Origin of the sequence: Chitinophaga rupis, assembly GCF_900109685.1 — a bacterium.
GTDB lineage: Bacteria > Bacteroidota > Bacteroidia > Chitinophagales > Chitinophagaceae > Chitinophaga > Chitinophaga rupis.
Genome location: NZ_FOBB01000006.1, coordinates 57,050 through 71,722 on the forward strand (window position 1 = coordinate 57,050; position 14,673 = coordinate 71,722).

General features: G+C 48.3%; 12 protein-coding genes. 4 read left to right on the top strand and 8 right to left on the bottom strand.

All coding sequences use genetic code 11. The annotated features are described in order from the left end of the window. Positions 1–121: 121 nt before the first annotated feature. On the top strand, positions 122–1,012 hold the full coding sequence (locus BMZ54_RS21645; RefSeq protein WP_089917272.1) for an AraC family transcriptional regulator: 891 nt from the start codon (positions 122–124) through the stop codon (positions 1,010–1,012). Positions 1,013–1,162: 150 nt separating this feature from the next. Then, positions 1,163–1,900 carry an SDR family oxidoreductase gene (locus BMZ54_RS21650; RefSeq protein WP_089917274.1) on the top strand — a complete coding sequence of 246 codons (738 nt, stop codon included), beginning with the start codon at positions 1,163–1,165 and terminating at the stop codon, positions 1,898–1,900. Here the strand turns inward: BMZ54_RS21650 and xth are convergent, their stop codons facing one another. Further along, positions 1,901–2,674: an exodeoxyribonuclease III gene (xth, locus tag BMZ54_RS21655; RefSeq protein WP_089917276.1), complete on the bottom strand. Its 774-nt coding sequence runs from the start codon at positions 2,672–2,674 to the stop codon at positions 1,901–1,903. A gap of 55 nt (positions 2,675–2,729) precedes the next feature. After that, a complete protein-coding gene (locus BMZ54_RS21660; RefSeq protein WP_089917278.1) occupies positions 2,730–3,167 on the bottom strand; it encodes an Lrp/AsnC family transcriptional regulator in 438 nt (145 codons plus the stop codon). 86 nt (positions 3,168–3,253) lie between these two features. On the opposite strand from BMZ54_RS21660, the gene BMZ54_RS21665 reads away from it, so the two are divergent. Continuing rightward, positions 3,254–4,120: a DMT family transporter gene (locus tag BMZ54_RS21665; RefSeq protein WP_089917282.1), complete on the top strand. Its 867-nt coding sequence runs from the start codon at positions 3,254–3,256 to the stop codon at positions 4,118–4,120. 22 nt (positions 4,121–4,142) lie between these two features. Here the strand turns inward: BMZ54_RS21665 and BMZ54_RS21670 are convergent, their stop codons facing one another. After that, complete coding sequence (locus BMZ54_RS21670; protein WP_089917284.1) at positions 4,143–4,502, bottom strand: winged helix-turn-helix transcriptional regulator; 360 nt, start codon at positions 4,500–4,502, stop codon at positions 4,143–4,145. Positions 4,503–4,664: 162 nt separating this feature from the next. On the opposite strand from BMZ54_RS21670, the gene BMZ54_RS21675 reads away from it, so the two are divergent. Further along, positions 4,665–5,462, top strand: coding sequence for an SDR family oxidoreductase (locus BMZ54_RS21675; protein WP_089917286.1), 798 nt, complete (start codon positions 4,665–4,667; stop codon positions 5,460–5,462). 111 nt (positions 5,463–5,573) lie between these two features. On the opposite strand, the gene BMZ54_RS21680 is transcribed toward BMZ54_RS21675, so the two are convergent. The 5 genes from BMZ54_RS21680 to BMZ54_RS21700 all read right to left on the bottom strand — a co-directional run bounded on the left by BMZ54_RS21680 (position 5,574) and on the right by BMZ54_RS21700 (position 14,552). Then, positions 5,574–7,094, bottom strand: coding sequence for a glycoside hydrolase family 32 protein (locus tag BMZ54_RS21680; protein ID WP_089917288.1), 1,521 nt, complete (start codon positions 7,092–7,094; stop codon positions 5,574–5,576). Between the two features lie 327 nt (positions 7,095–7,421). Further along, entirely contained in the window at positions 7,422–9,140 is a 1,719-nt protein-coding gene (locus BMZ54_RS21685) for a RagB/SusD family nutrient uptake outer membrane protein (RefSeq protein WP_089917290.1), read from the bottom strand. Positions 9,141–9,158: 18 nt separating this feature from the next. Next, positions 9,159–12,239, bottom strand: coding sequence for a SusC/RagA family TonB-linked outer membrane protein (locus BMZ54_RS21690; protein ID WP_089917292.1), 3,081 nt, complete (start codon positions 12,237–12,239; stop codon positions 9,159–9,161). 54 nt (positions 12,240–12,293) lie between these two features. Beyond that, the gene (locus BMZ54_RS21695) at positions 12,294–13,199 is read right to left on the bottom strand and encodes a carbohydrate kinase family protein (RefSeq protein ID WP_089917294.1); all 906 of its coding nucleotides are present in this window, start codon (positions 13,197–13,199) and stop codon (positions 12,294–12,296) included. A 24-nt stretch (positions 13,200–13,223) separates the two neighbouring features. Continuing rightward, positions 13,224–14,552 (bottom strand): sugar porter family MFS transporter, encoded by a 1,329-nt coding sequence (locus BMZ54_RS21700; RefSeq protein ID WP_089917296.1) that lies wholly within the window; start codon positions 14,550–14,552, stop codon positions 13,224–13,226. Positions 14,553–14,673: the final 121 nt, after the last annotated feature.

Sequence of the window (14,673 nt, forward strand, 5' to 3'; positions counted from 1 at the left end):
TCAAGGATGTACCATTTAGACAATTTGGGGGATGGATTTGGACAGTACCATTTCATCTTATCGAGCAGGCGGTTTATAACGGGATCAGGAAAGGTTCGCTGAAATGGTTTAATTTTCAGGTATGATCTACACTGCAGAAACTACTATTCCAAAATATGCTTTGGAGCCGGATAGCGCTACGGGGAACAAGTTTTTCCGTATCAATAAAAACGACAGTGTACTGCATTACCGGCGTTCCGACTTCCTGGTGCCACACCGGAAAGACTATTACTTTTTTGCTTTTGTAAAAAAGGGCAGCAGCCGGCACTGGATAGACATGACCCCTTATACCTTAAAGGATAATACCTTTTACTTTACGGTGCCTTACCAGGTACATTTGAAGGAGGAAACTGCGGCCCTCACAGGTATTACGCTCAGCTTTACCCGGGATTTCCTGGCTATGGATGAAAACGACTTCCTTAAAAATCTGCCTATTATCCAGAACCCTTATAACGGCCATGAGCTGAACCTGAATGAGCAGGACCTGGCTTTTGTAGAGGATATACTGGAAAAGATCCATGCTGAATACCACGCCAAACACGACTGGCAGCATACTATGCTGCTCAGCTATACCAAAGTGCTGCTGATCTATTTAAGCCGCCTGTATATGGAGCAGTTCAGCGAGGTAAACCAGTTCCCGGAGCGGCTGCTGCTGAAGAAATATCTTTCACATATAGAAGACTCTTATATCCGCCTGCATGAAGTAGCCGCCTATGCGCAACTAATGAACATTTCTGCCGGGCATTTAAGTGAAGTGGTAAAGGAGCAAAGCGGCAAACCTGCTATTGTACATATTCATGAACGTTTAATACTGGAAGCCAAACGGCTGCTGTACCATACCGATCAGTCTATTAAAGAGATTGCCTTTAAGCTGGGGTTTGAAGAGGCGTCTTACTTCAATAAATTCTTTAAAAGGCTTACCCAGCAAACTCCGTTGCAGTACCGGAGCGCCATCCGTGAAATTTACCATTGAAACCATTTGAAGTGCAGTTTTGCCATTACCGGCAGGAATAACTTTGCCTTGTAAATAAGACATATGAAACCGAGCATGAGACATTTTCTCACACAGGGGCATGTTAATGCGAGGTTCGATCTGACCCATAAAAAAATCAAATATTAACAGATGAAAACAGCACTTATAACAGGCGCAAACAAAAGCATTGGTTTTGAAACTGCCAGACAATTAGCTGCACAGGGTTATTTTATTTTCCTGGGCAGCAGGGATCTTAAAAATGGAGAGCAGGCCGTGGCCCGGCTGAAAGCCGAAGGCTTTGACCAGCTCACACTTATTCAGCTAAACGTAGCTGATCCGGCATCAGTAAAAGCGGCCCGGGAGCAGGTGGGAAAACAAACCGCTTCACTGGACCTGCTGATCAATAACGCCGGTATTAGCGGCGGCTTTCCGCAAACACCTTCTACAACGGAGGTAGCCACCATCCGCGAAGTTTTTGACACCAACTTTTTTGGCGCCATTAACGTTACACAGGTTTTCCTTGACCTGCTGAAAAAATCCCCTGCCCCGCGTATCGTAAATGTAACATCCGGGTTGGGATCGCTTACCTTACACAGTGACCCCAGCTGGAAATATTATGAGATAAAAGGCGCGGCTTATGGTCCTTCCAAAACGGCGCTGAACGCGTATACCGTTGCCCTGGCTTATGAGCTGCGCGATACTGCCTTCAAAGTAAATGCAGTGGACCCAGGGCATACGGGTACTGATTTTAATAATCACCGCGGCCCTGGCAGCGTGGAGGACGCTGCAAAGATCATTGTTAAATATGCATCGATCGATGCGGACGGCCCTACCGGGAAATACTTCAGCAATGATATGGATGGTGACGGGGATGAAAGCCCCTGGTGATCACTTATCCAGCTGGATCCACACCGGCGCATGATCGCTTGATTTTTCCCAGCCGCGTACCTCCTTATCAACACCGGCGGCCTTCAGGCGCTTTTCCAGGTGCGGGCTTAGCAGGAAATGATCAATACGCAAACCGGCATTACGGGTATAGGCCTGGCGGAAATAATCCCAGAAGGTGTAGATCTTTTCACCGGGATGCAGGGTGCGTATAGCATCGGTCCAGCCCTGCGCTACCAGGTTTTTAAATGCATCACGCACTTCCGGCAGGAACAGGGCATCATTTACCCAGCTTTCAGGCTTATACACATCCAGCTCAGTAGGCATTACATTATAATCGCCTACCAATACTACCGGTATATCCTGCGCCAGCAGGTCCTTTGCATGTGCATGCAGGCGTTTGAACCAGCTCAGCTTATAGTCGAACTTCGGGCCTGGCGCAGGGTTGCCGTTAGGTAAGTACAAACAGCCTATTAAGATGCCGTTGACAGTGGCTTCTATATAACGGCTATTTACATCGTCCGGATCGCCGGGCAGCGCCCGCCGCAGCTCCTGGGGCTTTCCTATTTTTGAGAGGATGGCTACACCGTTCCAGCTTTTTTGTCCGTGCCAGATGGCTTCATAACCAGCGTCTGTAATAGCCTGCTCCGGGAATTTTTCCGGGGGCGCTTTCAGCTCCTGCAAACAGGCCACATCGGGCGCGGTTTCTTTTAACCAGCGCAGCAGAACAGGTAAGCGGCCATTGACACCATTAACGTTATAGGTAGCTATTTTCATGATGATGAGTGATGGGATTTATGTGGATCAGTATTTCGAATTTCGTGCCATTAGGTTATAACATTATCGCCTTTCCTTCCACCGGTTCCGATAATACGCCATACGTGACCGTTTCCCCGTACGCTCCAAATTGATCCAGGATCACATCCAGCTCTGCCCTTGTGCTTACCGTTACACTTACAAAGAAGCAATACTCCCCGGTTACCCGCACTATATCTGTTATACCCGCTATTTTTTCTGTTGCTTTTAAAAATGTATCTGTGTGGGCGTGCGGCAGCTTTACGCCTATCAATGCTTTTTCTGTGTATTGCAAACTCCGGAAATCAATATGGGTACCAAAACCTTTGATGATGCCTGCTTCTTCCATCCGTTTTATTCTTTCGCCCACAGCAGGCGCGGTAAGGCCTATACGGCGGCCCAGCTCCGCGTTGCTGATACGTGCGTTCTGCTGCAGTTCATTCAATATGGCTTTATGTAATTCATCGAGCTGCATATAAATTCTTTCGGTTTGTAAGTTTGGCGAAGATATTCTTTTGAATCGAAAGCGGCCTTCCGCCCTGCCGGTATTTACTTTGTACCATGAAAACACTCACGGCTGTGAACACGGCTAACCGTTCTTTCCTGCTGGCTATTTTAGCCATCTGCTTTTTAGCCAGCGGCGGGATTTTTGTCAGGCTCAGTACCTTACCTCCTATTCATACCGGCTTTTACCGGGTATTGTTCTCCGTTTTTCTCCTGTACCCGTTTGTTAAAAGTAAATTACGGCAATTGGATGTAAAAACGATGGCCACTATTATTATAGCAGGGGTATTCCTGGCGCTGGACCTCATACTCTGGAACATCTCCTTTCACCTGACCTCTGTAGCTAATGCCAACCTGTTTGCCAATTTAGTGCCTTTTACCATGATACCGGTGGCGTATTTTGTTTTTAAAGAGCGTTTGCAGCCCCGGTTCTTTTTGGGTGTGGCCATTACTTTAGCGGGGATCTTTTTGCTGGTGTCAGGTAAAATAAATCCCACGTTCAGCAATTACAAAGGCGATCTGCTGGCGTTTGCCACTTCTGTTTTTTATGCGCTGTTCCTGCTAACGGTGTATACTATACGGGATAAGGTGGATGCGCTGACCATTATGTTTATAAGCGCGTTCGGATCTCTGCCGGTATTGTTTGGGGCGATGGTTTGGCGGGAGGGTTTTTATGTACCACAGACGTTTACGGACCTGTATCCGCTGATCTGTTTAGCGGTGCTTTCCCAGATCCTTGGGCAGGGGTTGCTGAGTTATTGCATGGGTAAGCTGCCGGTAGCGGTGGCTTCAGTGGTGGTGCTCACGCAGCCGCTGATTGCGGCGGTGTATGCCTATGTACTGTTTCACGAGCGGCTGTCATTCGGGGAAATGGCCGGTATGCTGGTGGCTTTAACGGGGATATTTTTTGCGAAGAAGCCGTGACGCCGGCTTCCGTAAACATTTATCAATGAGCACGTGTAACACTGCGCTTATGTTTGGTTATAGCTTCGTGCATTTCACTCCCTAACTCCGTCATAGCCATCAAAACAGGGATAACTGTTTGACCGATCCCGCTTAGCTCATATTCAACACGTGGCGGCTTCTCGTTATAACTATGCCGGATGATCAATCCATCCTCCTCTAACTCCTTCAGCTGTTCGGCTAAGATCTTACGTGATATATCCGGTATTTGTACCGCCAGCTTTCCAAACCGGACAGCTCCATTTACCAGCCTTCCCAGGATAATGGGTTTCCACTTTCCACCAATATAGGTCATCGTGTGAACAATCGGGCAGGTGGATGTATGTGCCTTGAACTTCTTCATTGGTTACATGAATGTTACCACTTTTCGGCTTTTAGTTACATAAACGTTACTGCCAATTAGTGTTGTGAGAATAATCACAAGCAACAGTTTTAGTTACTTTATGAAACTAAAGTAAATCTATTTTTTCGGTAAACGAACATCACGTAATTAAAAACATCCAGCATGGAAAGTAAACAAACAACTAACGGGGTATTACAAGGTAAAATAGCCCTGGTGACAGGGGGAACAAAGGGAATTGGTAAAGCTATTGTTAAAAGATTGGAGCAAGCAGGTGCAACGGTTATTGTCACGGCCCGAAACCAGCCGGATGAACAGCATGCTACAGATACCTTCATTGCTGCAGACTTATCACGGGCCGAAGAGGTGAGCAAAGTAGCCAGCATCATTCATGCGCAATTCGGGCATATAGACATTCTGATCAATAACATGGGAGCAAACACATATCCTGGTGGAGGATTTAGTACCTTAACTGACGAACACTGGATCCAGGCCCTGGAGGTGAACCTCCTTTCTTCTGTTCGCCTGGACAGGGCATTACTACCCAAAATGCTGGAGCAAAAAAGCGGTGTGATCATCCACATATCCACTACCAGCAGTCAGTTCCCCATCTGGGAGTCCACCATGGCTTATAGTGCCGCCAAATCAGCATTGAACACCTATAGTAAAGCATTGGCTACAGAAGTAGCCGGTAAGGGCATAAGAGTAGTAACCGTATCGCCCGGTTTAAATAAAACAGAGGCTATGACCACATTTTTGGAGGATTATGCAAAACAGGCAGGTATTACTGTAGAGGAAATGACTGAAAAGCTTTTCGAAAGAGTTGGCGGCGTACCGTTGGGAAGAATGGCCGCTCCGGAAGAAACAGCTGAGCTGATCTACTTCCTTGTTTCACCCGCTGCCTCCTATATCACCGGCGCGAATCTCGTTATCGATGGAGGAAATTTCCCGGTAGTTAACTAAATACCTGAAACAGTCCCGGTTCGAGGATCTGCCATTACCGGGCACAAAAAAATGCGAAGAGGGTGTCTCAAAAGTAATTGAGACACCCTCGTACTATTATATCTTCTTTTCCTACTTATCCAGATTCCATACCTTCAGCTCATTCAGCTCTACACTCCCCTCTTTTGCAAAAGCTGCAAAACCAGTAGCGCCGGGCGCTGGGAATAACAAGGTAGTAAGCACCTGCTCCCCATCATTCACAAATACTTCCAGCGAAGACTTATCAAACAGCACCTGCAATTTTATTTTATTGTTCACAGGTTGTACCTGTAACTTCTGCACATCGCCGGTAACTTTGCCTTCTTTCATATTTGCCAGGTACAGCTCATGGCTTTGGGTGTTATAACCCAGCACGGTTTCCGTACCGCCGGTTTGCTGTGCTACCTTCAGACCAAAATCTGTTGCAGTGGCAGGGGTAAACTCCGCCTCTATCCAGTTCGTGTTGGTGTTAAAGTTGTTGGCTGTATTTAAAGGCAGCTCCTGGTTATTGATAGTAACATTCTTTTTTACCAGTTTTTTAGCTGCCGGTAATTTATCCAGCGAAGCATTCAGCACCGCTGATGGCTGCTGAAATAAACGTATACCCGCAGGCGTGGTTTTTAACAGCAAGTCCCGGGGAATAGACATTTGCCCCCGCCAGGGAAAGGTGGCCGTTTCAAAAGGCATGAGCCAGCCTACCATAGTCTGCCGGCCCTCCGGCAGGTGGTTGTAGGGGATAGCGGCGTAAAAGGTTTTGCCATAATCCACGAACAGCTTGCTTTCCGCAGGATTGTTATTGGTAAATGTTTTGCCATCAAAATCACCAATGAAGTATTGCATACCAGTAGCAGCATCCGGGTTACCGGATGATACCATGAGCAGCCATTTCTTTTTTGAAGGATCACCATCTACGTACAGCGGCGTTAAAGAAGGGCATTCCCAAATCTTGCGCGTATCGCCCTGGCCGCCAAACTCGCTCAGCAGCTCCCAATTCTTGAGGTTAGCAGAACTGTAAAACTGTACCTTATGCTCCGCCGGTACGGCTACGGTCATCAACCATTTATGCTGGTCTTCCAGCCAGATCACGCTGGGGTCGCGGAAATCTTTTTTATTAATATCCACCACCGGGTTACCGGCATATTGCGTGTAGGTTAGCCCACCGTCATTACTATAGGCAATGAACTGTGATTCCTTTTGCTGTTTAGGCTGATCTGCGGTATAGATAGCTACAATGGGCGCTTTGCCATTCTTACCAAAACCGCTGCTGTTATGTTTGTCCAACACGGCAGAACCGGAAAAGATCCAGGTGGTGGTATCCTTGCTTTCCATTTCAGGAATAGCCACCGGCAGGTGTTTCCAGTGCAGCAGATCTTTGCTGGTGGCATGACCCCAGCTCATATGGCCCCATTTATTTTCAAAGGGATTGTGCTGGTAATACAGGTGGTATACGCCGTCCAGGTAGATCAATCCATTGGGATCGTTGGTCCAGTTTTTGGCTGGGGTGAAGTGGTATACCGGGCGCCATTGAGGCGTAGGAGTGGTGGCGTCCTGGGCGTGCAGCATCGCTGGTAGGAGCGCTGCTGCGAGGAGTGAGATTGAAAAGAGTTTTTTCATTATTTCTTTTTTTGTTCCTTTTTTTTGTTCCTTTTTGCTTCCCCAAAAAGGAACCAAAAAGGGGCCCGCAACCGGTTACCGCCCGGTTGCGGTGTAGTTCCCTGATTAAGTTTTTTTGCTACTGTGGTGCCGGGCTTTGGGGCCTTGAGCTGCACAGTGTTTTATGATGTTTTTGTTTTTTTTATCTGCTTTCTGATATGTTTTTGACATACTTTCTGATATGTTTTTGACTTATTTTTCAACGTGCTTTTTGACATATCTTCTGGCCTACTTTACGATATATTTCTGATATGCTTTAACACATACTTTGCGGTATATCGTGGTGGCTTACCAGCCGGTGTTTTGTTTGTATAAGCCTTTGCTGAAGTTAATCTGGTTCAGCGGTATGGGCAAATATTCGTCGCGGCCTTTTTTGAAGAGCGCGTCGTTGAGGTGGGCGCTACGGGTTTTTTCGGTGGTAAAATAGGTGTTTAGATATTCTGCTGCAATGCCCCAGCGGACCAGGTCGAAAAAGCGGTAGCCTTCCATGGCAAACTCCAAACGCCGCTCCCAGCGCATGGCCTGGCGGGCAAAATCCTGCGTCCAGGTGCAGTTAATGCCTGGCTGGTAAATGCCCATTTTGTAATTGGAGGTAAAGCTGCCGTTCGATTGTTTTAACAGGCTGGTGCTGGCGCCGGCCCTTTGCCGTATGCTGTTAATTAAAGGCAAAGCTTCATTTTGCCGGCCCAGCTCTATCAATGCTTCTGCTTTAAACAACAATACATCAGCATAACGGATCACTTCCCAGTTCTTGGAGCTGGACATAAAAGGCGGCACCTTCTGAAAGGCAGGATCATCCGGCAATACGGCTTCCTTTAAACTTAGGTAGCTGCCATACACTTCCGGTGCGCGTGCCCAAGAACGCTGGTAAATAAAAGCAGGATCGTATTTATAAGGATGCCCCGGTATGGCTACGGTATGGTCTAAACGCGGATCAAAGGTGAGGGTCTGGAAATCACTTTCCTTGGTGATGTTCACGTTGTTGAATGTATTGAACATAGGTAAACCAAAGTTATCTGTTTTAAAAGCATTCACCAGGTTGTAGCTGGGGGAGTGAAAACCGCAGCAGCCAAAATCCTGGTTCATGGGATAGTCCAGCGCATGGCCATAATCCAGGCGGCCTTTGGGTGTACCATCATCTTTGGAATATTGAATGGCAAAAACAGATTCAGGACCGTTCTCATTCTTTGATAAAAAGTTATTGGCAAAATCTGCTGCCAGCTGGTATTTACCGGATGCCATCACTTCATCGCAAAGCGCATTTACCTGCTGTAACATAGCGGCATCAATGCCGGTAACATTATTACTTTCATCCTGCTTATAGGCTGCATACAACAGGGTTTTAGCCAGGTATGCCTTGGCAGCAAACTTATTGGGGCGGCCAGTTTCAGGCTGTGTTGCGGGTAAGTTGGCGGCTGCAAAAGTGAAGTCTTCTATGATCTTACCCCATAGCTCCTGGTCGGTATATACGCGGTTGGAGATGGTATCATAGCTTGCCTTAGGCATGGTTTCATCTATATAAGGCACATGCTTGAAAAGTATTTTCAGTAAAAAGTAGAAGTGGCCGCGCAGGAATTTCATTTCTGCCTGGCGGATGGTTTTATTGGGAAAGGCATCGTCTGTGGCGGTATTCAGGCGGCCCAGCGCATCATTGGCCCGGCCTATGCACACGTATAAACGGAACCATAACAGGTCAGAGGAACCATTGTCAACCCGGTTCAGGGAAAAAGTTTCGTAGAAATGATAGTCGCTGATGTCACCGGCACCATCGCCGCCTTTATACGCATCGCCACTGCGAATGTTGCCATAAGGCCACATGCTGGAATAAGGTGCGGTATAGTGGTCGTTACCCAAACCGGCATAAGCGGCCACCACCATTTTTTCCAGGTTCTCCGGCGTATTCAGGTCATCACCGGAAATTACCGCCTGCGGCGTTTGATCCAGGAACTTGCTGCAGGCGCCCAACAGCAGGCAGCTGCCTATAATTATATATTGAAGGTACTTCATGTTGCTGTGTTTAATAGTTTAAAAGGACAGGTTTAAACCCACGGTGCCAATTACCGGAATGGGGTAGGCATTGTTCGGGTTTTCAGGATCAGTAGCAGTGAAAGTTTTGCTCTTTATGGTGAACAAATTACTGCCCTGCACATATACCCTGGCCGTTTGTAAACGCTTGCTGAAAAAATGCTGGAAGCTATAACCTACCTGCAGGTTCCGGAGCTTCAGGTAAGAACCTGATTCCAGGAAATACGTGGAGGTGCGGTTCTCGTTATTACGGTCTACCAGCGTTAAAGCAGGTATGGAAGCATCTGCATGCTGGGGAGTCCAGGCATCCAGCGTACGTGCGCCCCAGTTAGTACCGGGCCATATGGAGGCAAAGTCCGTGTAAGTTTTAAAAGTGTTATACACCTGCACGCCCTGGATCCCCTGCAGGAAAAAGGTAAGGTCAAAATGTTTGTACTCTAAAGACACATTCAAACCATAGGTAAAATCAGGATCGCCTTTGCCAATGTAGTTGCGGTCCTTATCATCCACCACGCCATCGTTGTTCAGGTCTTTATAGCGGATGCGGCCCAGGCCTTTGCCTATCTGGTCTGAATAATCATCCACCTCTTTCTGTGAACGGAACAGGCCATCTGCTACATAACCAAAGGTGGAGTTAACAGAACGCCCCAGGATGGTTTTATCCTGCCCGTTGCCTGGGTAAGAGGTAAGCACTTCTGCCGGCAGCTTTGTAATTTTATTGCGATAGGTAGCGATGTTACCGGTAACGGTTAAAGCCAGCCCCGGTGCAATGTTGCCGCTGTAAGAAAGTAATACTTCCAGGCCCTTGTTCTGCATAGAGGCGCCGTTCACGAACTTGGTGCCGCCCTCCCCTATTACTGCCAGGTAAGCCGGGCTAATGAGAATGTCGGATGTTTTCTTAATAAAATAATCCACAGAACCACTGAGGCGGTTATCGAACAAACCGAAGTCCAGCCCAAAATTTGACTGTACCGTGCTTTCCCATTTCAGCGCGGGATTGCCCTGCTGTATCAAAGTATAGCCGGATGGCAATTGCCCGGAGCCTGTGCCGCCAAGATCATACGCGCTGCCGCTGTCAAAATCCCAGGTAGGATCTATGCCGTAAATAGCGGAGTATAAGGTGTTGGTGGCATTGTTGGCAATTTCCTGGTTACCGGTTTTACCCCAGCCGTAACGCAGCTTCAGGTCTGAGATAAAGGCCACATTATTTTTGATGAAATTTTCTTCGCTCACGCGCCAGCCCAGTGATACGGCGGGGAACATGCCAAAGCGGTTCTCTTTCCCAAAACGGGATGAGCCATCGCGGCGGAGCGTAACAGATGCCAGGTACCTGTTATCATAAGAATAGTTAACCTTACCAAAGTAGGATAACAACGTATACCCGCTGCCGGTGCCGCCGTTATCCTTGTTGGTGGAGCCTGCGTTCAGGTAGGAATAGTCGATATTTTCCAGCGCATAGCCCTGCCGGCTGGCATAAAAGTTCTGCGCCATGTATTTGATCTGCTCTTCGCCCAGCAGGAAATCCAGGTGGTGTTTTTGTAGCGTTACATCGTAGGTAAGGGTATTTTGCCATACCCAGTTACCGTTGTAGTCCTGCGAGGTTTGGGAAAAATTTGTTTTATCTGACAGGAAACCGGAGGTATAAGCTTTGCGCAGGGTACGCTGGTAGGTACCATTATAATCTATACCATAGCTGCTTTTAAAATGCAGGTTGGGAATAATTTCCAGGTCGGCGTAAGCATTGCCGAAAATGCGGTAAAAGTTGCTTTTGTTCTGCCGGTTATCTTCGATCAGGCGTACGGGATTCTGGCGGTCCGTCATGCCGGGTGCAGGGCCACCCCAGCCGCCATCCACCGTATGTACGGGCACTACCGGCTGTTGTACCAATGCAGCGAAAAGTATGTCCGTAGCCGGTACCAGCGCATCTTTAATATAGGTGGCTGACAGGTTCTCTCCTATCTTTAAACGGCCATTGAAAAAAGAGTAATCTGTATTAAAGCGGGCCGTGATCTTTTGCTGGTTGGTAGCTTTTACAATGCCTTTATTGTTGTACATGCCTACGGAGAAAAAGGAGTTGCCCCTTTCGCTGCCGTTGGCAACAGATATGTTGTAGGTCTGCAACAGGGAGGTTTGCGCTATCTGGTCATACCAGTAAGTATCTGCCGGGTGCATGGTTTTAGCGGCATCAATAAACTCCGGCAGGTTTATTTTATTCAGCACCGGGTTATTGTAATCGCCGTTCCAGTCGTACTGGTAGATCTGGTTGTTGTTGGGATCTACATGATCATTCACCGCTGCCTGCCAGTAGGCGCGGCCACGGCCATCTGTATTCAGCGTTTTTAGTTTTGTGCTGTAATACTGTAAAGAGGAGGAAGCATCCACATTAATGCGGCTGTAACCTTTTTTGGCTCTTTTTGTAGTAACAATAATAACGCCGTTGGCTGCACGTGATCCGTAGATGGTAGCGGCTGATGCATCTTTCAATACCTGTATGGATTCAATGTCGCTCTGGTTCAGCTCCTGCAGCCCTCTTTTGGTGGGGATACCATCTATTACATACAGCGGATCGTTATTACCCAGGGTGCCTATACCGCGTATACGTACGGTGGCGCTGCTGTTAGGATCGCCGCTGGTGGTAATGAATACACCGGGAACGCGGCCCTGTAATGCTTTTACAGGATTGCCCAACGGAATATCCTTGATCTCTTTTACATCCACTACGGATACTGCGCCGGTAAGGTCTGCCTTTTTCTGGGTTTGATAGCCGGTTACAATTACCTGGTTAAGGTCCGTGGCATTTTCTTCCATTTGAATAGACAGTGCAGTGCTGCCTTCTCCTGCTTTTTGCGAAACAGGCTTCATGCCGATGTAGGAGAAGCTTAGCACTTCATCCGGCGCAGCCTGTATGGTAAAGTTACCGTTGGCATTGGTGATGGTATTGCGGTTGCCTGCCTGCACGGTTACACCGGGTAAGGGCATGCCTCCCTGCTTGCCGGTAACCGTACCGGTAATAGTGCGCTGTTGTGCGAGGCCCCAAAGGCTGCATAACAGCAACGATGTTAAGTATAACAACTTTTTCATAATGGGAATTTGGATTGTGAACAGGTGGTTTTGCTTGATTGTCCCTGACGATCGTTATAAGCTGTATTGCGGGATTTTAAGTGACGTGGTTATTTCCGCCGGATCATATGCCGGGCAGCCGCCTGGCCGCGATGCTACCAGCGCTCCCAGTGCATTGGCATAGGCCAGGCTGTAAGCCGGTGTGCAGTTATTGAGCTGGCAGCTGAGAAAGCCCGCCAGGAAAGCATCACCGCTGCCAATGGTATCTGCTACGGTTACCGGCTGCACCTCCTGGTAGTAGAACTGCTGCTGTATATATCCCATACAGCCTTTGCTGCCCAGCGTTACGATAATGGTATCTATATTAAAGCGGGCAGCCAGTGCCTGTATGCGTGCTTCGTTATTGTCATAGCTGCCGTACCAGGCGCTGATCAGCTGCAGCTCCGCTACATTCAGCTTCAGCAGCTGGCAGTGCTGCAGCAGCCATTCCAGCGTTTCGGGTGTGTACCAGGGTGCGCGCAGGTTAATGTCCAGCACTTTTTGCGCTTTTGTTTGCAACGCTTTACCCAGTGTTTCCCGGGAGGCTGCATGCCGGGCCATCAGGCTGCCGAATACTACATATTGCAGGTGTGGCTGCTGCAACAGGCTTTCCAGCCGCGCATTCCAGCTGATATGATCCCAGGCCACGGGGTACAGGATATCATACTGCATATCGTTCTGCGCATCCATCCAGGCATTTACCTTGCCGGTGGCATAAGTATTATCCTGCTGTACATATGCAGTGGTGAGCTGCATTTTTTCCATGAGCTGCAGCAGGCGTTTGCCATGATCATCATTCCCAATGCGGGATACCATGGCCACCTGCTGCGAGAGTTTTTGCAGGTGATAAGCCACGTTCAGCGGCGCACCACCAGGTAGCTCTTTATCCGGCAACACATCCCACAGTATTTCTCCAAGGCAAACGATATTGTGCTTTATCATAAGATTTTAGTTTTAAAAGTTCCGTTAATGCACTACCATGCTTACTTCTATCTGCTCCAGGGTTTGGCCTTTGGTTTCCGGCATCCATTTCCATACAAATAATAACTGCAGCACCATCATCAAACAGAAGAAAAGGAAAATGTGCCCGCCGCCGATATGGCTGGCCAGGTAAGGAAAAGTGAAAGCGATCACCGCTGCCATGATCCAGTGCGTAAAGCTGCCAATGGTTTGTCCTTTGGCGCGTACCTGGTTCGGGAAGATCTCTGAAATAAACACCCAGATAACGGCGCCCTGTGAAAAGGCAAAAAAGGCAATGTAGATGAGCAGGTAGGACACCACTGCGATGCCGCCGGTATGCCGGTAAAAGGAAATAGCTACCAGGCCCAGGGTGGCAATCAACCCCACAGTGCCAATAAGCATAAGCTGCCTGCGGCCTATGCGGTCAATAAAACGTATAGCGGTTAACGTGAAAATGAAATTCACGATTCCGATACCCACTGTTGATAATAAGGAAGACCCGGCGCCTAAGCCTGACATTTCAAAAATGCGGGGCGCATAATATATTATGGCGTTGATCCCGGATACCTGGTTAAACATGGCAAATAATACGGCCAGCATAATGGGCGTACGGTATTTGCCGGAGAACAGCTTTTCTTTGGGCGCACCTGCCACCACCTGCTGCGATTGCCGGATGGTAACCATATCCTGCTCATAACCGGCAGGGTTAATGATCTGCAGGGTTTTCACGGCCGCAGCTTCCTCTTTACCCTGCAGCAATAGCCAGCGCGGGCTTTCCGGTACCCAGCGCAGTAACAACAGGAATAATGCTGCGGGAAAAGCCTGTATGCCCAGCATCAGCCGCCAGGCATTTTCCCCGCCCTGCCCGCCAATGAGGTAATTGGATAAATAAGATACCAGGATGCCAAATACCACGTTGAACTGGAACAGCGCTACCATGCGGCCACGGTACTGCGCGGGCGATACTTCTGAAATATATACCGGCGCTGTTACGGAGGATGCGCCTACTCCCAGCCCGCCTACAAAACGGCATAACAGGAACAGGTACCAGTTAGTGGCCATGGCCGTACCTACCGCAGAAACCAGGTATACAATGGCTACCAGTAATAAGGTAGCCCGGCGGCCCAGCTTATCAGAAGGGATGCTGCCACCCAGGGCGCCCAGCACCGTACCTATTAAGGCTATGGATACGGTGAAGCCGTGCTGCATTTCCGATAAATGCCAATATTGCTGAATATCCTGCTCCGCTCCGGAAATTACCGCCGTATCAAATCCGAATAAAAAACCGCCCAGTGCTACTACAAAGGCCCAGAAAAAAACAATGTTGCTATTCATCCTTTTGGTTGTTTTATTTTAAGGCAGGATGGGAACCTTACATGCTTTTTTCCCGTGGAAGAAGAAATCAGCCTTGTCCGGTTTCATAACGCAGATCCTGTTAATGCTTCAAACCTAGCCC